This window comes from Streptomyces sp. NPDC033177 (genome assembly GCF_055577715.1).
Window position 1 is genome coordinate 337,171 of the sequence record NZ_JBVIPS010000008.1, and the last position, 17,857, is coordinate 355,027.

Here is a 17,857-nt window from a genome sequence, read left to right on the forward strand (position 1 = left end):
GAGTCTCCACGGCCCCGTCCTCGCGCGCCACCGATTTGATCGATCAGTGATCATTTCCGCAGGTCAGCTTAGGTATGCCTAAGTGATGCAGCGCACCGGACCGTGATCCCGACGCGGGTTGTCAGGCTCTGAGGAATTACGCAACAATGGCGTTGTGAAAAACGTCGGCGAGGCTCCGCAGGAGGAACTCGCGGCTGGGGTGCGCTCGGACCACTCGACGCGCAACCGGGTCGCGCGGTCCATCCTGGACCACGGCCCCTCCACGGTGGCCGACCTCGCCGGCCGCCTCAAGCTGACCCAGGCCGCCGTGCGCCGGCACCTCGACACCCTCGCCCACGAGAACGTGGTCGAGCCCCGTGAGCAGCGGATCTACGGCGCACGTACGCGCGGGCGACCCGCCAAGGTCTTCGCGCTCACCGACTGCGGCCGGGACGCCTTCGACCAGTCGTACGACAAGCTCGCCGCCGACGCCCTGCGCTGGATCAGCGAGCGGCACGGCGAGGGAGCGGTCGTCGAATTCGCCCGCGAACGGATCGCGGCCCAGGCCGAGACCTACCGCAAGGCGATGGACGCGGCGCCCCCCGAGCAGCGCACGGAGGCTCTCGCGAAGGCGTTGACCGCCGACGGGTACGCTGCTACGGCCCGCACGGCCCCCGTAGGCGAGCAGCTGTGCCAGCACCACTGCCCGGTCGCCCACGTCGCCGAGCAGTACCCACAACTTTGCGAGGCGGAGACAGAGATGTTCTCCGCCCTCCTCGGGACGCACGTCCAGCGGCTCGCCACCATCGCCCACGGCGACGGCGTCTGCACGACGTTCATCCCGCGCAACACCCCAAAGTCTTCACAGACCACTGATAAAGCATCCGCAAGCAAGGCCGGGAGGAACCCCGCATGACGCTCCCCACGGAGACTGCCCACCCCGAACTCGAGGGTCTGGGCACGTACGAATACGGCTGGGCCGACTCCGACGTGGCCGGGGCCTCCGCCAAGCGCGGCATCAACGAAGACGTCGTCAAGGACATCTCGGCGAAGAAGTCCGAGCCCGAGTGGATGACGAAGCTGCGCCTCAAGGGCCTGCGGCTCTTCGGCAAGAAGCCCATGCCCAACTGGGGCTCGGACCTGTCGGGCATCGACTTCGACAACATCAAGTACTTCGTGCGGTCCACGGAGAAGCAGGCACAGTCCTGGGAGGACCTGCCCGAGGACATCAAGAGCACGTACGACAAGCTCGGCATCCCCGAGGCGGAGAAGCAGCGCCTCGTCGCCGGTGTCGCGGCCCAGTACGAGTCCGAGGTCGTGTACCACCAGATCCGTGAGGACCTGGAGGAGCAGGGCGTCATCTTCATGGACACCGACACGGCGCTGAAGGAGCACCCGGAGCTCTTCAAGGAGTACTTCGGCACGGTCATCCCGGTCGGCGACAACAAGTTCGCGTCGCTGAACACCGCCGTGTGGTCCGGTGGCTCGTTCATCTACGTCCCCAAGGGCGTGCACGTCGAGATCCCGCTCCAGGCCTACTTCCGCATCAACACGGAGAACATGGGCCAGTTCGAGCGCACGCTGATCATCGTCGACGAGGACGCGTACGTTCACTACGTCGAGGGCTGCACGGCGCCGATCTACAAGTCGGACTCCCTGCACTCCGCCGTCGTCGAGATCATCGTGAAGAAGGGCGGCCGCTGCCGCTACACGACGATCCAGAACTGGTCGAACAACGTCTACAACCTGGTCACCAAGCGCGCCGTGGCGTACGAGGGCGCGACCATGGAGTGGATCGACGGCAACATCGGCTCCAAGGTGACGATGAAGTACCCCGCCGTCTACCTCATGGGCGAGCACGCCAAGGGCGAGACGCTGTCCATCGCCTTCGCGGGCGAGGGCCAGCACCAGGACGCCGGATCGAAGATGGTCCACATGGCTCCCAACACGTCCTCCAACATCGTCTCGAAGTCCGTGGCGCGTGGCGGCGGCCGCACCTCCTACCGCGGTCTCGTCGAGATCGGCGAGGGCGCCGCCGGATCGAAGTCGAACGTCCTGTGTGACGCGCTGCTCGTCGACACGATCTCCCGCTCGGACACGTACCCCTACGTGGACGTGCGCGAGGACGACGTGTCCATGGGCCACGAGGCGACCGTCTCCAAGGTCTCCGACGACCAGCTCTTCTACCTGATGAGCCGCGGTCTGACGGAGTTCGAGGCCATGGCGATGATCGTGCGCGGCTTCGTCGAGCCGATCGCCAAGGAGCTGCCCATGGAGTACGCCCTGGAGCTGAACCGGCTGATCGAGCTGCAGATGGAGGGTTCGGTCGGTTAAGACCGGCCGACCGTCCCCGCAGCGACTGACTTCTTGACCCAGAGAGAGAGCACGACGACAGCCATGGCTGAGGCTCAGAACATCCCGGTGGGGTCCACCACTGCCGGATCGATCGCGGTGGCCGCCGAGTCGACCGTCGCAACCCGCATGAGCGCTCCCCCGTCCTTCGACGTGGCGGACTTCGCCGTCCCCCACGGCCGCGAGGAGGAGTGGCGGTTCACGCCGCTGGAGCGCCTTCGCGGGCTGCACGACGGCACCGCGGTCGCCACCGGCGGCATCCGCGTCGAGGTGACGGCCCCGGCGGGCGTGACCCAGGAGACCGTCGGCCGTGACGACGCGCGCGTGGGCAAGGCGGGCAAGCCCGTCGACCGCGTGGCCGCGCAGGCCTACTCGTCCTTCGAGAAGGCTTCGGTCGTGACCGTCCCCAAGGAGACGGTCCTGACCGAGCCGATCCGCATCGCGGTGCACGGCGAGGGCGGTACGGCCTTCGCGCACCAGGTGATCGAGCTGGGCGCGTTCGCCGAGGCTCTCGTGGTCATCGACCACACCGGTGACGCCGTGCTCGCGGCCAACGTCGACTTCATCGTCGGCGACGGCGCCAAGCTGACCGTGGTCTCGGTCCAGGACTGGGACGAGAAGACCGTCCACGTCGCCCAGCACAACGCGCTGATCGGCCGGGACGCCTCCTTCAAGTCGGTCGTCGTGACCTTCGGCGGCGACGTCGTGCGCCTGCACCCCCGCGTCGAGTACGCGGGCCCCGGCGGCGAGGCCGAGCTCATCGGTCTGTACGTCACCGACGCCGGCCAGCACCAGGAGCACCGCCTCCTGGTCGACCACAACCAGCCGCACTGCAAGTCGAACGTCGTCTACAAGGGCGCGCTCCAGGGCGACGACGCCCACGCGGTGTGGATCGGTGACGTCCTCATCGAGGCCGCCGCCGAGGGCACGGACACGTACGAGTTGAACCGCAACCTCGTTCTGACCGACGGCGCCCGCGTCGACTCCGTGCCGAACCTCGAGATCGAGACCGGTGAGATCGTCGGCGCCGGACACGCGTCGGCGACCGGCCGCTTCGACGACGAGCAGCTCTTCTACCTGCAGTCGCGCGGTATCCCGGAGGGCGAGGCGCGCCGCCTGGTCGTCCGCGGGTTCTTCGCCGAGCTGATCCAGCAGATCGGCCTGCCCGATGTCGAAGAGCGTCTCCTCACCAAGATCGAAGAGGAGCTGGAGGCGTCGGCGGCATGACATTCGTACGCGCCTGTGGCCTGAGCGAGCTGTCGGAGGACACCCCGAAGCGGGTGGAACTCGACGGCACGCCGGTCTCGGTCGTCCACACCGAGGGCGAGGTGTTCGCGATCCACGACATCTGCTCGCACGCGAACGTCTCCCTCTCCGAGGGCGAGGTGGAGGACTGTCAGATCGAGTGCTGGCTGCACGGCTCCAGCTTCGACCTCCGCACCGGCAAGCCGTCCGGCCTTCCCGCGACGCGCCCCGTCCCCGTATACCCCGTAAAGATCGAAGGGGACGATGTGCTCGTCTCCCTCACCCAGGAGTCCTGAGGCACATGGCAACGCTTGAAATCCGCGACCTGCACGTCACCGTCGAGGTCGAGAACGGCACCAAGGAAATCCTCAAGGGTGTCGACCTGACCGTTAAGCAGGGCGAGACCCACGCCATCATGGGCCCGAACGGCTCCGGCAAGTCGACGCTCGCCTACTCCATCGCGGGTCACCCCAAGTACACGATCACGCAGGGCACCGTCACGCTCGACGGCGAAGACGTCCTGGAGATGTCCGTCGACGAGCGCGCCCGCGCCGGCATGTTCCTGGCCATGCAGTACCCGGTCGAGGTCCCCGGCGTCTCGGTCTCCAACTTCCTGCGTACGTCGGCGACGGCGATCCGCGGCGAGGCCCCCAAGCTGCGCACCTGGGTGAAGGAGGTCAAGTCCGCGATGGAGCAGCTCCAGATGGACCCGGCCTTCGCCGAGCGCAACGTGAACGAGGGCTTCTCCGGCGGTGAGAAGAAGCGCCACGAGATCCTCCAGATGGAGCTCCTCAAGCCGAAGATCGCGATCCTCGACGAGACCGACTCCGGCCTGGACGTCGACGCCCTGCGCCAGGTCTCCGACGGCGTCAACCGCGTCCGTGAGACCGGCGAGGTCGGCACCCTGCTGATCACGCACTACACGCGCATCCTGCGCTACATCAAGCCCGACTTCGTGCACGTCTTCGCGAACGGCCGTATCGCCGAGTCCGGCGGCGCCGAGCTCGCCGACAAGCTCGAGGCCGAGGGCTACGAGGCCTACACGAAGGGTGGCGTATCCGCGTGACAGTGGCCCACCAGGGGCTCTCCGGCCTCCTCGACACCGAGGCGATCCGCAAGGACTTCCCGATCCTGGATCGCACGATCCACGACGGCAAGAAGCTCGTCTACCTGGACAACGCGGCGACGTCCCAGACGCCGCGCCAGGTGCTCGACGTACTCAACGAGTACTACGAGAAGCACAACGCCAACGTCCACCGCGGCGTGCACGTCCTCGCGGAGGAGGCCACGGCGCTCTACGAGGGCGCCCGTGACAAGGTCGCGGCGTTCATCAACGCGCCGAGCCGCGACGAGGTGATCTTCACCAAGAACGCCTCGGAGTCGCTCAACCTCGTGGCCAACATGCTCGGTTGGGCCGACGAGCCCTACCGCGTGGACCACGAGACCGAGATCGTCATCACGGAGATGGAGCACCACTCCAACATCGTGCCGTGGCAGCTGCTCTCGCAGCGCACGGGCGCGAAGCTGAAGTGGTTCGGTCTCACCGACGACGGCCGGCTCGACCTGTCCAACATCGACGAGATCATCACGGAGAAGACGAAGATCGTCTCCTTCGTCCTGGTCTCGAACATCCTGGGCACGCAGAACCCCGTCGAGGCGATCGTCCGGCGTGCGCAGGAGGTCGGCGCGCTCGTCCTCATCGACGCGTCGCAGGCCGCCCCGCACATGCCGCTGGACGTGCAGGCGCTGCAGGCCGACTTCGTGGCCTTCACCGGCCACAAGATGTGCGGCCCGACCGGCATCGGCGTCCTGTGGGGACGGCAGGAGCTCCTGGAGGACCTCCCGCCCTTCCTCGGCGGCGGCGAGATGATCGAGACCGTGTCGATGAACTCGTCGACGTACGCTCCCGCGCCGCACAAGTTCGAGGCGGGCACGCCCCCGATCTCCCAGGCCGTCGGCCTGGGCGCGGCCGTGGACTACCTCTCCTCGATCGGCATGGACAAGATCGCCGCTCACGAGCACGCGATCACCGAGTACGCGGTCAAGCGCCTCCTGGAGGTCCCCGACCTCCGGATCATCGGCCCGACCACGGCCGAGGAGCGCGGCGCCGCGATCTCCTTCACGCTCGGCGACATCCATCCGCACGACGTGGGCCAGGTCCTGGACGAGGAAGGCATCGCGGTCCGCGTGGGACACCACTGCGCCCGCCCGGTCTGCCTCCGCTACGGAATTCCTGCGACCACGCGAGCGTCGTTCTATCTGTACTCCACGCCCGGCGAGATCGACGCGCTCGTCGACGGCCTGGAGCACGTACGGAACTTCTTCGGCTGAGGGGCTGACCGGGAACGTGAAGCTGGATTCGATGTACCAGGAAGTCATCCTGGACCACTACAAGCACCCGCACGGGCGTGGTCTGCGCGATGGCGACGCCGAGGTGCACCACGTCAACCCGACGTGCGGCGACGAGATCACGCTGCGCGTGAAGTACGACGGGTCGACGATCGCCGACGTGTCGTACGAAGGGCAGGGCTGCTCCATCAGCCAGGCCAGCGCGTCCGTCCTGAACGACCTGCTGGTCGGCAAGGAGCTCGCCGACGCGCAGAAGATCCAGGAAGTGTTCCTGGAGCTGATGCAGTCCAAGGGCAAGCTGGAGCCGGACGACGCGATGGAGGAGGTCCTGGAGGACGCCGTCGCGTTCGCCGGGGTCTCGAAGTACCCGGCGCGTGTGAAGTGTGCTCTGCTGAGCTGGATGGCGTGGAAGGACGCGACGGCGCAGGCACTCGGTACCGACGACGTCGCTGAGAGGAAGACCGCATGAGCGAGAACGAGACCCTGACCAAGCCGGCCTCCGAAGAAGAGGTCCGCGAGGCGCTGTACGACGTGGTCGACCCCGAGCTGGGCATCGACGTCGTCAACCTCGGCCTGATCTACGGCATCCACGTCGACGACGCGAACATCGCGACGATCGACATGACGCTCACCTCGGCGGCCTGCCCGCTGACGGACGTCATCGAGGACCAGGCCAAGTCCGCCACCGACGGCATCGTCAACGAACTCCGGATCAACTGGGTCTGGATGCCGCCGTGGGGCCCGGACAAGATCACGGACGACGGCCGCGAGCAGCTGCGCGCGCTCGGGTTCAACGTTTGAGGTCCGACAGGTAGTTCTTCTGGTTCGGCCCCCTGCGCTGGTGCGCGGGGGGCCGAACCGCGTTCAGCCCCCTTGCGGGGAGTCGGCCTGCGCCAGTGTGTGCGCGAGCCCTTCCTTGCGGATGCGCCGGTCGACGTAGAGCACGGCCGTCACCAGGGGCAGGAACACGCTGGCGGCCAGCTGCGTGAGGAACATGACGACCAGGGTGAACAGGGCGTACAGGCCGACCTGGGAGCGCAGTTGGTCGAGCAGGACGGCGGAGGCGGAGCTGTCCGGGTCCACCGGGGACGGGGTCGGCATGGCGAACTGCAGGGGCATGCGCACCGCCAGGGACACGGCGGCCACGATGCCCGCGGCCAGCAGTGAGATGCCGAACGTGCGCCACCAGGCCCCGCGGACCAGCTGTGCGGAGCGGCGCATCGCCTGGAGCGGGCCCGCCGTTTCGAGGGTCGCCGCGGCGGGGGCGAGGGCGAACAGGACGTACAGCCAGGCCGCCAGCGGGGTCACGATGATGATCAGCAGGAAGAACACGAGGAACGGGACGATCCACCCGTTCAGGATCAGGACGAAGAGGCTGGCGAAGAGCGCCGCGCCCACACCGAACGGCAGCATCAGGATGAGGGCGAGCAGCAGGGTCACGCCCACCACGGAGGGCGTCCGCGACCACGCCCTGCGCCAGACCGCCGAGAACGTCGCCGGGCGGCCGAGGACCGCCTCGTGCAGTGTGGCCGCGCACGAGGCCTGGATGAACGAGTTGACCACCAGCGTGGCGAGCAGGCCCACCATCCACACCGCGCCGAAGGCGATGAGCAGCGGCCTGCCGTGGTCCCAGGTGAACGCCGCGTCGGAGTCGATCAGCGCCTGGAAGTGCTCACGTACGGATATGTAGGCGAGCGCTGCCGCCGCCGTCACGACCACGGCGAGCAGGCCGTACACCGCGGCCGCGGTGCCGAACAGCGGCTTCGCGTACCGCCCCATCGTGGCGAACGTGCCGCCGAGGATGCTGCCGATGTCCAGCGGTGCGAGGGGGATGACGCCGGGCTTGGGCGGCGGCGGTGGTGGGGTCCAGCCGTAGCCGTTCCAGCCCCAGCCGGGTGGCGCTCCGTAAGGCCCCGGCGGTCCGCCGTACGGCGCCTGTGGTCCCCACCCCGACGTGTCTGACATCGCTCTTGCGCTCCGTGGTCTCGTGCGGTGCTCGCCGCGTCGCCCCTGTGGCCCCCCACAGTGATCGCGTCACCATAGCCCGCTCCGGGCCCCGTCGTTATGTACGGCCGTACGCAACGATGTGTACACTCGTACGCATGGGATACGGACTGCTGGCCGGGGCGATCGTGGCGGAGGTGGCCGGGACCACGGCCATGAAGTACAGCGAGGGGTTCAGCAAGCTCTGGCCCTCGCTGATCACCGTCGCGGGCTATCTGATCGCCTTCACGCTGCTCGCGCAGACCCTGAAGACGCTCTCCGTCGGCACCGCCTACGCGATCTGGGCCGGGATCGGGACCGCCGCGGTCGCCGCCATCGGCATGATCTTCATGGGTGAGTCCGCGGGTCTGGCCAAGATCGCGGGGATCGCTCTCGTGATCGCGGGCGTCGTTCTGCTGAACCTCGGCGGGGCACATTGATGGCCCGCCGTTACGACCCCGAGCGGCGTACCCGCATCATCGACGCCGCGATCCGGGTGGTGGGGGAGAAGGGGATAGGCGGGCTCAGCCATCGCTCGGTCGCCGCCGAGGCCGACGTGCCGCTCGGGTCCACCACCTACCACTTCAAGACACTCGACGAGCTGCTCCTCGCCGCGCTGGAGAAGGCCAACGAGGGCTTCGCGAAGGTCGTCGCGAGTCGCGGCGGCTTCCAGGACCCCAGGGTCGACCTCGCCGGTGAGATCGCCGAGGTGCTCGGGATGTGGCTCGGCCAGGAACGCACGGGGATCGAGCTCGAGTACGAGCTGTATCTGGCCGCCCTGCGCAGGCCCGCACTGCGGCCGGTCGCCGCCTGCTGGTGCGACGGACTCGCAGAGGTGTTCGCCGAACGCACCGACCCGTCCACCGCGCGGGCCCTGGTCGCCCTGATGGACGGAATCTGCTTGCAGGTGCTGCTCACGGACGGCGTGTACGACGAGGGGTACGCCCGCGAGATGCTGGGCCGGCTGATTCCGTAGGGCGGCAATCGCGCAGGTGCCGCACGGCCCGGAGGCTGAGACCGGTTCGCTCGGGTGGTGCGGCGCCGGTTAGGTTTTCCCCATGACCGACACGAACGCTTCCCGCACCACCGGCGCCGTCGCCGCAGGCCTCGCCACCCTCACCGCCGACGGCGCCGTCCTCGACACCTGGTTCCCCGCGCCCGAGCTCGTCGCCGAAGCGGGCCCCGCAGGCACCGAGCGGCTCACCGCCGAGCGTGCCGTGCAGCTGCTCGGCGAGGGCGCGGCCAAGGCCATCGGCCGGGACGCCCGCCGTGGCGTGGAGACCATCGCCGTACGTACGGTCATCGCGTCCCTCGACGAGAAGCCGGTGGACGCCCACGACGTCTACCTGCGCCTGCACCTGCTCTCGCACCGCCTGGTCAAGCCGCACGGCGTGAACCTCGACGGTCAGTTCGCCTTCCTCGCCAACGTCGCCTGGACCTCGCTCGGCCCGGTCGCCGTGGACGACGTCGAGAAGGTGCGGCTGAACGCCCGCGCCGAGGGCCTGCACCTCGCCGTGACGTCCATCGACAAGTTCCCGCGCATGACGGACTACGTCACGCCGAAGGGCGTCCGCATCGCCGACGCCGACCGTGTACGGCTCGGCGCGCACCTCGCCGAGGGCACGACCGTCATGCACGAGGGCTTCGTGAACTTCAACGCGGGCACGCTCGGCACCTCCATGGTCGAGGGCCGTATCTCCGCCGGTGTCGTCGTCGGTGACGGCTCCGACATCGGTGGCGGCGCCTCCACGATGGGCACCCTCTCCGGCGGCGGCAACGTCCGCATCGTCATCGGCGAGCGCTGCCTGATCGGCGCCGAGGCGGGCGTCGGCATCGCACTCGGCGACGAGTGCGTCGTCGAGGCCGGGCTCTACGTCACCGCCGGGTCCCGCGTGACCATGCCCGACGGGCAGATCGTGAAGGCCCGCGAGCTCTCCGGTGCCTCGAACATCCTCTTCCGCCGCAACTCGGTCACCGGTGCCGTCGAGGCCCGCCCGAACAACGCGGTGTGGGGCGGCCTGAACGACGTGCTGCACAGTCACAACTGACGTACCGCGTATCCCTCTCGTCCCGCGCGGCTGAGTATGCTGCGCGGGACGACAGGAGATTGACATGCGCGGAACGGGGACCAGGGCCGTCGTCCTGGGCGCGGTGGCGGTACTCGGCCTGGTGGCCGGGTGCGGCGAGAGTGCGGGGCAGGGCGAGGGCGCCGACCGGAAGGCGGCGCAGAGCATGGACCGGGCCGCCGCCACCGGCGATCACGGCCATCCGCTGGAGAAGAGCGACATCCCCTGGAGCGGCAGCCCCAGCCCCTTCAACGCGCAGGTCAAGCTCGCCGACGGGCGACGCGTGGCGATGCACTACATGAAGGGCAAGGGGCTCCTCGTGCAGGACTACAGCCCCAAGGCCAAGGGCTGGTCCAAGTCGGCCCTCGTGTACAAGACGGAGACCGACGCCTGTCAGGGCATCACGCTCAAGGCCAAGGACGGCACCGTCGCGGCCTTCGGGGACTTCGGCGTGTACTGCGCCGACGGCGAGCCGCCGACCGAGTCGGTCGCCGCGGTCGCCACGGGCCCGCTGACGAAGTGGGCCACGCACCTCACGAAGGACTTCGACGGCTGGGAGAAGATCGCCGTCGCCGCCGGGGGCAAGAAGGTCACGTTCAGCGGGGGCGGCGAAACGCTCCTGTGGACCAAGGGTGGCGGCTTCCCCGCCGCGGGCTGACCCACCGCAGCCGGCCGCGTCACAGCGCTTCGTACGCGGCGAGCAGCCTCTCGGTCGCCTCGCGGCCGGCGGGTCGCAGGGGTGCGCGGACCGGGCCGCCGGGCAGGCCGAGTGCGTTCAGGAGTGCCTTGGAGGTGACCGTGCCCGGGAGGCCCGCGCCCATCATCGACTCGACGAGTTCCATGGCCTGTTGCTGGAGACGACGGGCCCCGGCCGTGTCGCCCGCGTCGAACGCGTCGACGATCGAGCGGAGTCGGCGTGGCGCGACGTTGGCCACCGTACTGATGTAACCGACGCCGCCCACCGCGTACAGCGCCAGGATGAACTCGTCGCAGCCGGTGTAGTACGCCAAGTCGGTTCGCGCCAGTACTTTCTGAGTGCCCATCAGGTCGTATGCGCAGTCCTTCACGGCGACGATCCGCGGGTGCTCCGCGAGCCGCAGCATCGTGTCCGGCTCGATGCGCGTCCCGGTGCGCCCCGGGATGTCGTAGAGCGCGAGCGGAAGTCCTGTCGCGTCGGCGACCTCCAGGAAGTGTGCCTCGACGGCGTCCTGCGGTGGCTTGCTGTAGTAGGGCGTGACCACCAACATGGCGTCCGCGCCCGCCTTTTCGGCCTGCAGCGCCATCTCGACCGTGTGCCGGGTGGCGTAGCTGCCGACGCCCGCGACGATCGAGGCCCGGTCGCCGACCGCCTCGGCGACGGCGCGTACGAGCGCGGCCTTCTCGTCGTCGGAGGTGGTGGGGGACTCGCCGGTGGTGCCGGACAGGACGAGCCCGTCGCAGCCTTCGGCCACCAGGCGGTCGGCGAGCAGCTGGGCGCCGTCGAGATCGAGCACGCCATCGTCCGTGAAGGGCGTGACCATCGCGCAGAGGGCACGGCCGAGGGGAGGGGCCGGAGCTGGAGCCGGAGCCGTCGATGAGGGTGAGGTCATAGGGGGCAGTGTCGGTACGCCGACGCTGAAGCTCCACTTAATTCTGCTACGAGGTATGCGACAGCAATGCTGAGAAGTGGTCGGTCGAGGTGGCTCCTCCCTGTGTCGGGCGGCCGCGGAGTCGACGGTCGACGTCCCGGCGCTCGGGGTCCCGGCGGCCCGGTGAGGCTGCGGCCCCCGCGGAACGCCCAGCCACGGCAAGGAACGGCAGCGGCGCGGCCCGCCGTCGGCGTCGCGTTGACGTGCCATGCCTTCGAGGGGAGGCTCTGGCCATGACGACGCATGCGTACGCCCGTTACGTCGCGATCGGCGACAGTCAGACGGAAGGGGTCGGCGACGGAGACGAGGCGCGCGGATACCGCGGCTGGGCCGACCGGCTCGCCGAGACCCTGGCCGAGGGGAACCCGGGGTTCGGATACGCGAACCTCGCCGTACGGGGCAGGCTGACGGCCCGCATCAAGGCCGAGCAGCTGGCCCCGGCCCTCGCGCTGCGCCCCGACCTGGTCACGGTCATGGCGGGCATGAACGACCTGGTGCGCCCCGGCTTCGACGCGGCCCAGGTGGCCGGTGACATCGAGGACATGCTCACCGCGCTGACCGCGGCGGGCGCGCGCGTGGCCACCGTGACGTTCCCCGACCTCGGGCGGATCTCGCCGCTCGCGCGCAGGGCGCTGCCCCGCGTCCTCGACCTGAACGCCCGCATCCGCGCGGCCGCGGACCGCCACGGAGTCGTCGTCCTCGACACGTTCCCGCACCGGGTCACCACGGACCCCCGCCTGTGGAGCACCGACCGCCTGCACGCGAGCCCGCTGGGGCACGCCCGGATCGCCGCGGGCATGGCGGACGCGCTGGGCGTCCCCGGCCACGAGGACTGGGTACGGCCGCTGCTGCCCCCGCCACCGCCGGTCTCCGCGCTGCGTGCGGTGGCGGCGGAGACGGCGTGGTTCGCGGGGTTCATGGGCCCGTGGTTGTGGCGACGCGTCCGGGGGCGCTCGTCGGGCGACGGGCGTGCGGCCAAGCGGCCGGACCTCGCCCCGGTGGTCTCTCCCGAACGAGCTTGACCTCAAGCAAACTTGAGGTCGCAGTGTGGGGGCAACGGGCCGAGCAGGGCCCGTCCACACGCTGAAGGAGCAGGTCATGAAGGCACACGTCGACGCCACCACCCTCCCCGACCCGGCCCGCGCGGACGGCGGCCTCGTCTTCTTCAGCACCTGGAGCACGGGTACGCCGGAGCGGCAGCGGGCGACGGTCGACGCGATCGCCGACGCCTGGGGGAGCCGTCCGTGGCCGCACGAGGGCCTGCTCTCGTACGCCGTGTACGCCGGCGCGGACGGCTCGACGGTGGCGCACCGCTCGCACTGGCGGGACGACGAGGCGTACCAGGACTTCTTCGCCCACGGCAGGGACGAGCGGAACGCCGAGATCGACGAGACCGTGCCGGGCATCGAGCGCCTCGGGCTGCACAAGACGCGGCTGCGGGACGGGACGGCGCGGGCGGCCGGTGACGGCCGGGTGGCCCGGGTGGTCGTGATCGCCGAGGGGGGAGCGGGGACGGTGGCGGCGCCGGGCCTGATCTCCGCCCACTTCCACGTGACGACGGACGGCGGACGGGTGATCCGCTACGAGGAGTGGGAGAGCGGCGAGGGGCTGCCCGATGCGGGCAAGTACCGCCTGGCGTACGGGATCGAGTCCCGTTGATCTCTCACCGCCGTACGGACGGAGCGTGGCGACTTCTCACCCACCACGCACTCCCTGCCCCGTCGTCGCGCATCCCGTCCCCGGCACCACCGGTGCCCTGGACGGGAAGGGGTGCCGGTGGGATGTTGAAGCGATTCCGGACGTCAGGGGGTCGCCATGGCCGCAGGCAAGGAGTTCGAGATCGAGAGGGAGTTCGAGGTCGATGCCTCTCCCGCCGAGGTCTGGGAGGCGTTCACCACCGGCACCGGCGGCTGGTTGTGGCCCATGGTCGAGTACGAACCCCGCGAGGGCGGAGCCGCCCCCCACGGCGGCACCGTCACCCACTGGGAGCCGCCGCACCGGCTCACCGACCGCGTCGACGACCCCGAGGGCCTCCCGCCCGGCCAGACCGTCAACCGGCTCGACCGCGTCATCGAGCCCCGCGACGGCGGCCGCCGCTCCTGGGTCCGCTACGTGCACAGCGGCATCCTCACCGAGGACTGGGCCAACCGGTACGAGGGGGCCAGCAAGCACACCGACTTCTACCTGCACACCCTGCGCCAGTACCTGACCTACTTCACGGGCCTGCCCGTCACCTTCACCGCCCTCGACGGACCCGCCCCCTCCACCGCCCCGCACGCTTTCACCAAACTGGGCCGCCGCCTCGGCCTGCCCGACGACGCGTCCGAGGGCGCCCGCGTACGCGTGGACGCCCCCGGCGAAGCCCTCGACGCCATGGTCGACTTCCGCAGCAGGCACTTCATCGGCCTGCGCACGGACACCGCGCTCTACCGCTTCTTCGGCCGCAACCACTTCGGTGCCCCGGTGGGCATCAGCATCCACGACTTCGCGTCGCAGGCGGATGCCAAGGGCACCGAAATGGCGTGGCGGGACTGGCTGCTCAGGCTCTACGCGTAACCCTGACTACGGCCTGAACCTCAGCACCTGCGGGTCATGATCACTGTTCTGCTCGGCGAACTCCGCGTTGATGTGCACGCTGTCGTACGAGAAGCCCTTCCCCACCCCGGGACTCGTCAGGATCTGGTCGAGGACCTGGGAGTTGCCCTGGTAGACGTACGAGTAACGCTCCGACCGGGGAAGGGACTTGACGGCGGCCTTCAGGGCGCCCCCGGCCTCAAGCGCGGCCGTCGTCCCGGAGAACTCGAAGTCGTTCACGTCCCCGACGACCACCACGTCCGCGTTCTTCTCGATCTTCCGCACGTCCCGCACGAAGGCGTTCACGGCCTGCGCCTGCCGCAGCCGCTTCGCCTCCGAGGACCGCACCGGCGGCTGGTGCCGTGAGGTAAGACCTTCGTCGCCGCCCTTCGACCCGAAGTGGTTCGCGACCACGATCACACTGCGCCCCCGGAAGCGGAACTCTCCGGCCAGCGGCTTGCGGCTGTCCGCCCACGCGGTGTTCGCGGGGTCGACGCGCCCGGGGGAGAGCGTCAGCGCGGCGCGCCCGGAGGACCGTACGACCCCCGTGCCCGTCGTCGCGTCGCCCGCGCCACGGTCGGTGAAGGAGACCCGCTCGGGGTTGAAGAGGAACACCTGGCGGATGTTGCCGCCCGGCTCCCCGCCGTCCTTGTTGTTCTCCGGGTCGATGGTCCGCCATTCGTAGCGCGGCCCGCCCGCGGCGACGATCGCGTCCGCGAACTTCTTCAGGGTCGCCTCCGCCGAGACGGTCCCGTCGTTCTTCGCGCCGTTGTCGTCCTGGATCTCCTCAAGGGCGAGGATGTCGGGCGAGGCGAGGTTCGAGACGACGGCACCGGCCAGCGCGTCGAACTTCGTCTGCGGGTCGCCCGGGTCGAGATTCTCCACGTTGTACGTCGCGACGGCGAGCTCACCCTTGGCCTGGCGCCGCGTCTTCTCCCGTACGAGCCCCTTGTCCTCGACCTCGCCGAGCGTCCGCGCAACCAGCGTGTAACCGCCGAACTGGTTGAAGTCCAGGGGCCCTTCGGCGCCACCGGACAGCGAGTCGCCGACGTTCGCCTTCGGGAAGGGGCGCTCGGAGACCGGAGCCAGCTGCTGGATCTGCAGACGCCCGGTGTTCTGGTCGTCGTAGGACTCGTACACCGTGCCGCCGCGCCGGTTCGCGTTCTCGTGCGGCTTCACCGTGACCCACAGCTCCGAATACGGATCCGTGGCGCCGACCACGCGCGAGGTGCCGACGCGCACGTTCATGCCCTCCAGGGACTCGTACAGGTCGAGGGCGTACGAGCGGGGCTTCAGGGGCAGCGCGTTGATGCTGCCGCCTTCACCGGGGTCGCCGTCGGGTGCGTACGCCGAAGGCACCGACTTGGCGGTCACCGTGACGGGCGCGGGCAGCTTGTTGCCGGACGACTCGACCGTCACCGTCGGCTTGGTGAGCTGGGTCAGGGACTGGTTGCCGGACGCCTCGCCGCCGGGGACGTACTCGCCGACGGTCCCGGAGACGCGGACCGCGTCACCGGCCTGCACGGTCAGGGCGGCCGAGCCGGTGTAGACGAAGACGCCCTCGCTGGTCGCGGGGTCGGCGTCGGCCTTCGGGTCCTGGATCCAGAAGCCCTTCGAGCCGTACGTACGGACGCCGGTCACGATGCCCGTCACGTCCGTGACCTGCTGCCCCGCGAGGGGCGAGAGGCGGGTGGTGCCCTGGATGTCGTGGACGCGCACCTCGGCGGCGGACGCGGACGAGGTGCTCACGGCGAGCAGACCGGCGGCCAGGGCGGTGGCCACGACGGCGGAGACGGCGGCCGATCTCACGGCGGGCCGGGTGGCACGGGATATGTGCGGCATCGACAAACTCCGGATGAGGGTGAGGTCGTATGGAGAGGGTGAGAGCGAGCGGGAGGGCCGGTGGGCGCCCAGCGCTCTACGCGCGTCAATCTCTTGCGTGACCAGGGGAGTTGTCAAGGTTCGGCGGGTGTTCTCACCATGTATGTCTCCTGACAGGGACATGAACCGGGCGGCATGGGTCGAAATCCGTCTAGGCTTCGGTCCAGCAGACCTTTCCCCGGGTGCTCGGCTCCGCCCGAGCAGGGGACGCCCCATCCTTCGGAGGAGAACCAGCCGATGTCCGTAAGTCCCGCCACCCTGCCGCCGGTGCTGCTGCACTCCGAAGCGGAACTCGCGCGGGCCGCGCTCGCCACGCCGCTGCTCTCCCGTGCCGCACGGCTCGCCCGCTGGGCGGGCCCCGAGACGCGCGTCGGGGCGGGCGGTGAGCTCATCGAGGAGCAGCTGCCGGCCGCCGCGGCCGAGCTGGGCCTCGCGGCGGACGACCCGGACGCCGCCGCGTACGCGAGCGAGGCCTGGCGGATCGCCGTCGACACGGGCCTGGTGGACGTCACGGACGCGGACGAGTCGGAGGGGGAGGACGCGCCGGGCACGGTGGCCGCGGGCGAGGACCTCGCCGCGCTCACCTCCGGCAGCCCGCAGGACATCCTGGCCGTCTGGCTCGGCGCCCTGGACACCGTCTACTCGGACGCGACCGTGCCGGACATGGACAACCTCCTCGACGTCCTGGAGGAGAAGGGCGAGGTCGACTTCGAGGAGCTCGGCTGGGACCCGCAGGCCGAGGCGGACTTCCTGGACGGCGTGCTCGGCAACCTCTACCTGCTCACCGCGGGTGACGCCGGGGCCGGCGAGGGCCCGGTGCCGCTGCCCGCGCTCGCCGCGTCGATGATCGTGCCCGACGACATGGGCGAGCCGACGGACGACATCCTGGAGCAGGTGTCGGACGCGATGATGAAGCTCGACGACCAGTTCCGGCTCTTCGAGCCGCTCGGGCTCGTCGAGTACCAGCCGGTCGACGAGGCCCTCATGGTGGACATCGACGAGGCCGAGGCGCCGCTCCCGGACGACGACGAGGACGTCACGCGGTACGGCATGGTCCGGCTCACCCCGCTCGGTGTGTACGGCATCAGGGCGCGGATGCTGGAGGCGGGCGTGGACGCCCCCGCGGTCGGCGATCTCGCGGACAAGGGCGCCGACGCGCTGCTCGAAGGGACCGCAGGATTCCCGCAGGCCGCCGCGCAGGCCGAGATCGAGCAGTGGCTCGCCCGGCACGAAACGCAGGGCGCGGCACGGGAGTTGCTGGCCGCCGCGCGGGGCGGCGACGAGGGTGCGCCGCTGCGGCGGCTGCGGTGCCAGCAGGCGCTCTCGTTGGTCGGTGACGAGGCGGAGCCCGCCCTGCGGGAGGTGCTCGACGACGCCGAGCTCGGCGGGCTCGCCCGGGTGTGGCTGGCCGAGCACGGGGCGGCGGACGTGCCCGCGCCCTCCGAGGCGCTGGTCTTCTGGCTGACCATCGACACGATCGCCGCGCAGCTCGCGGCCGAGGGCAACTCGGACGAGCTGCAGGGCCTCGTGGAGGGTCTCTCGGAGCAGCACAGCGGCTTCTTCGCCGCGGCCTGGCGGGTCGAACACCCCGCCACCGCGGACGTCCTGGAGGCGATGGGACGGCTGCACCCCGACAAGAAGGTGGCCAAGGAAGCCCGCAAGGCGGCCTTCAAGGCCCGTTCGCAGCAAGGGATGTGACGCGCCGAAGCCGGTCGGGCCGGGATACCGGCCCGACCGGCTTCGTGCCGGATCAGCTCAGCACTGATACAGCGTCGTGTGCTTGAACGACGACGTGGCGCC

Annotated in this window: 19 protein-coding genes; 16 read left to right on the forward strand and 3 right to left on the reverse strand. The window is 69.9% G+C overall.

Features of this window, described 5'->3' with window-relative positions; translation table 11 throughout:
* The first annotated feature begins 154 nt into the window (after positions 1 to 154).
* The 8 genes from ACZ5U5_RS27840 to ACZ5U5_RS27875 all read left to right on the forward strand — a co-directional run bounded on the left by ACZ5U5_RS27840 (position 155) and on the right by ACZ5U5_RS27875 (position 6,726).
* Positions 155 to 895 (forward strand): helix-turn-helix transcriptional regulator, encoded by a 741-nt coding sequence (locus ACZ5U5_RS27840; RefSeq protein ID WP_469026743.1) that lies wholly within the window; start codon positions 155 to 157, stop codon positions 893 to 895.
* On the forward strand, positions 892 to 2,313 hold the full coding sequence (gene sufB, locus ACZ5U5_RS27845; protein ID WP_399385939.1) for a Fe-S cluster assembly protein SufB: 1,422 nt from the start codon (positions 892 to 894) through the stop codon (positions 2,311 to 2,313). Before ACZ5U5_RS27840 ends, sufB begins: the two co-directional genes overlap by 4 nt.
* A gap of 63 nt (positions 2,314 to 2,376) precedes the next feature.
* Entirely contained in the window at positions 2,377 to 3,558 is a 1,182-nt protein-coding gene (gene sufD, locus ACZ5U5_RS27850) for a Fe-S cluster assembly protein SufD (protein WP_469026746.1), read from the forward strand.
* Entirely contained in the window at positions 3,555 to 3,872 is a 318-nt protein-coding gene (locus tag ACZ5U5_RS27855; RefSeq protein WP_344527083.1) for a bifunctional 3-phenylpropionate/cinnamic acid dioxygenase ferredoxin subunit, read from the forward strand. Before sufD ends, ACZ5U5_RS27855 begins: the two co-directional genes overlap by 4 nt.
* Before the next feature lie 5 nt (positions 3,873 to 3,877).
* A complete protein-coding gene (gene sufC / locus ACZ5U5_RS27860; protein ID WP_160504343.1) occupies positions 3,878 to 4,642 on the forward strand; it encodes a Fe-S cluster assembly ATPase SufC in 765 nt (254 codons plus the stop codon).
* A complete protein-coding gene (locus ACZ5U5_RS27865) occupies positions 4,639 to 5,907 on the forward strand; it encodes a cysteine desulfurase (RefSeq protein WP_469026750.1) in 1,269 nt (422 codons plus the stop codon). Before sufC ends, ACZ5U5_RS27865 begins: the two co-directional genes overlap by 4 nt.
* Before the next feature lie 16 nt (positions 5,908 to 5,923).
* Positions 5,924 to 6,394 (forward strand): Fe-S cluster assembly sulfur transfer protein SufU, encoded by a 471-nt coding sequence (gene sufU, locus ACZ5U5_RS27870; protein ID WP_367040649.1) that lies wholly within the window; start codon positions 5,924 to 5,926, stop codon positions 6,392 to 6,394.
* A complete protein-coding gene (locus ACZ5U5_RS27875) occupies positions 6,391 to 6,726 on the forward strand; it encodes a metal-sulfur cluster assembly factor (protein WP_160504340.1) in 336 nt (111 codons plus the stop codon). The genes sufU and ACZ5U5_RS27875 overlap by 4 nt, the downstream gene beginning before the upstream one ends.
* 63 nt (positions 6,727 to 6,789) lie before the next feature.
* On the opposite strand, the gene ACZ5U5_RS27880 is transcribed toward ACZ5U5_RS27875, so the two are convergent.
* Entirely contained in the window at positions 6,790 to 7,890 is a 1,101-nt protein-coding gene (locus ACZ5U5_RS27880; protein ID WP_469026754.1) for a DUF7847 domain-containing protein, read from the reverse strand.
* A gap of 137 nt (positions 7,891 to 8,027) precedes the next feature.
* Here ACZ5U5_RS27880 and ACZ5U5_RS27885 point away from each other — a divergent pair, with 137 nt between their 5' ends.
* From ACZ5U5_RS27885 to ACZ5U5_RS27900, 4 genes are all read left to right on the forward strand, one after another.
* Positions 8,028 to 8,348: a DMT family transporter gene (locus ACZ5U5_RS27885; protein ID WP_365827236.1), complete on the forward strand. Its 321-nt coding sequence runs from the start codon at positions 8,028 to 8,030 to the stop codon at positions 8,346 to 8,348.
* Complete coding sequence (locus tag ACZ5U5_RS27890; RefSeq protein WP_469026757.1) at positions 8,348 to 8,884, forward strand: TetR/AcrR family transcriptional regulator; 537 nt, start codon at positions 8,348 to 8,350, stop codon at positions 8,882 to 8,884. Before ACZ5U5_RS27885 ends, ACZ5U5_RS27890 begins: the two co-directional genes overlap by 1 nt.
* An 82-nt stretch (positions 8,885 to 8,966) precedes the next feature.
* Positions 8,967 to 9,956: a 2,3,4,5-tetrahydropyridine-2,6-dicarboxylate N-succinyltransferase gene (dapD, locus tag ACZ5U5_RS27895; RefSeq protein WP_469026760.1), complete on the forward strand. Its 990-nt coding sequence runs from the start codon at positions 8,967 to 8,969 to the stop codon at positions 9,954 to 9,956.
* A gap of 64 nt (positions 9,957 to 10,020) precedes the next feature.
* The gene (locus tag ACZ5U5_RS27900; RefSeq protein ID WP_469026763.1) at positions 10,021 to 10,632 is read left to right on the forward strand and encodes a hypothetical protein; all 612 of its coding nucleotides are present in this window, start codon (positions 10,021 to 10,023) and stop codon (positions 10,630 to 10,632) included.
* 19 nt (positions 10,633 to 10,651) lie between these two features.
* On the opposite strand, the gene dapA is transcribed toward ACZ5U5_RS27900, so the two are convergent.
* Positions 10,652 to 11,563, reverse strand: coding sequence for a 4-hydroxy-tetrahydrodipicolinate synthase (dapA, locus tag ACZ5U5_RS27905; RefSeq protein WP_469026765.1), 912 nt, complete (start codon positions 11,561 to 11,563; stop codon positions 10,652 to 10,654).
* Positions 11,564 to 11,835: 272 nt separating this feature from the next.
* On the opposite strand from dapA, the gene ACZ5U5_RS27910 reads away from it, so the two are divergent.
* From ACZ5U5_RS27910 to ACZ5U5_RS27920, 3 genes are all read left to right on the forward strand, one after another.
* On the forward strand, positions 11,836 to 12,624 hold the full coding sequence (locus tag ACZ5U5_RS27910; protein ID WP_469026767.1) for an SGNH/GDSL hydrolase family protein: 789 nt from the start codon (positions 11,836 to 11,838) through the stop codon (positions 12,622 to 12,624).
* Positions 12,625 to 12,700: 76 nt separating this feature from the next.
* Positions 12,701 to 13,261 (forward strand): antibiotic biosynthesis monooxygenase, encoded by a 561-nt coding sequence (locus ACZ5U5_RS27915; protein ID WP_469026770.1) that lies wholly within the window; start codon positions 12,701 to 12,703, stop codon positions 13,259 to 13,261.
* 156 nt (positions 13,262 to 13,417) lie between these two features.
* Positions 13,418 to 14,158, forward strand: a complete 741-nt coding sequence (locus ACZ5U5_RS27920) for an SRPBCC family protein (RefSeq protein ID WP_469026772.1) — start codon at positions 13,418 to 13,420, stop codon at positions 14,156 to 14,158.
* Between the two features lie 6 nt (positions 14,159 to 14,164).
* Here ACZ5U5_RS27920 and ACZ5U5_RS27925 read toward each other — a convergent pair whose 3' ends face one another.
* The gene (locus ACZ5U5_RS27925; protein ID WP_469026775.1) at positions 14,165 to 16,018 is read right to left on the reverse strand and encodes an endonuclease/exonuclease/phosphatase family protein; all 1,854 of its coding nucleotides are present in this window, start codon (positions 16,016 to 16,018) and stop codon (positions 14,165 to 14,167) included.
* A 276-nt stretch (positions 16,019 to 16,294) separates the two neighbouring features.
* Between ACZ5U5_RS27925 and ACZ5U5_RS27930 the strand changes: the two genes are divergently transcribed.
* Positions 16,295 to 17,755 carry a hypothetical protein gene (locus ACZ5U5_RS27930; RefSeq protein WP_469026777.1) on the forward strand — a complete coding sequence of 487 codons (1,461 nt, stop codon included), beginning with the start codon at positions 16,295 to 16,297 and terminating at the stop codon, positions 17,753 to 17,755.
* The last annotated feature ends 102 nt before the right edge of the window (positions 17,756 to 17,857 follow it).

What these genes read in the sequence shown, in the direction of transcription:
- sufB (WP_399385939.1), top strand. Translation starts at nt 892, where the DNA reads ATGACGCTCCCCACGGAGACTGCCCACCCCGAACTCGAGGGTCTGGGC.
- sufD (WP_469026746.1), top strand. Translation starts at nt 2,377, where the DNA reads ATGGCTGAGGCTCAGAACATCCCGGTGGGGTCCACCACTGCCGGATCG.
- ACZ5U5_RS27855 (WP_344527083.1), top strand. Translation starts at nt 3,555, where the DNA reads ATGACATTCGTACGCGCCTGTGGCCTGAGCGAGCTGTCGGAGGACACC.
- sufC (WP_160504343.1), top strand. Translation starts at nt 3,878, where the DNA reads ATGGCAACGCTTGAAATCCGCGACCTGCACGTCACCGTCGAGGTCGAG.
- ACZ5U5_RS27875 (WP_160504340.1), top strand. Translation starts at nt 6,391, where the DNA reads ATGAGCGAGAACGAGACCCTGACCAAGCCGGCCTCCGAAGAAGAGGTC.
- ACZ5U5_RS27880 (WP_469026754.1), bottom strand. Translation starts at nt 7,890, where the DNA reads ATGTCAGACACGTCGGGGTGGGGACCACAGGCGCCGTACGGCGGACCG.
- ACZ5U5_RS27885 (WP_365827236.1), top strand. Translation starts at nt 8,028, where the DNA reads ATGGGATACGGACTGCTGGCCGGGGCGATCGTGGCGGAGGTGGCCGGG.
- ACZ5U5_RS27890 (WP_469026757.1), top strand. Translation starts at nt 8,348, where the DNA reads ATGGCCCGCCGTTACGACCCCGAGCGGCGTACCCGCATCATCGACGCC.
- dapD (WP_469026760.1), top strand. Translation starts at nt 8,967, where the DNA reads ATGACCGACACGAACGCTTCCCGCACCACCGGCGCCGTCGCCGCAGGC.
- ACZ5U5_RS27900 (WP_469026763.1), top strand. Translation starts at nt 10,021, where the DNA reads ATGCGCGGAACGGGGACCAGGGCCGTCGTCCTGGGCGCGGTGGCGGTA.
- dapA (WP_469026765.1), bottom strand. Translation starts at nt 11,563, where the DNA reads ATGACCTCACCCTCATCGACGGCTCCGGCTCCAGCTCCGGCCCCTCCC.
- ACZ5U5_RS27910 (WP_469026767.1), top strand. Translation starts at nt 11,836, where the DNA reads ATGACGACGCATGCGTACGCCCGTTACGTCGCGATCGGCGACAGTCAG.
- ACZ5U5_RS27915 (WP_469026770.1), top strand. Translation starts at nt 12,701, where the DNA reads ATGAAGGCACACGTCGACGCCACCACCCTCCCCGACCCGGCCCGCGCG.
- ACZ5U5_RS27920 (WP_469026772.1), top strand. Translation starts at nt 13,418, where the DNA reads ATGGCCGCAGGCAAGGAGTTCGAGATCGAGAGGGAGTTCGAGGTCGAT.
- ACZ5U5_RS27925 (WP_469026775.1), bottom strand. Translation starts at nt 16,018, where the DNA reads ATGCCGCACATATCCCGTGCCACCCGGCCCGCCGTGAGATCGGCCGCC.
- ACZ5U5_RS27930 (WP_469026777.1), top strand. Translation starts at nt 16,295, where the DNA reads ATGTCCGTAAGTCCCGCCACCCTGCCGCCGGTGCTGCTGCACTCCGAA.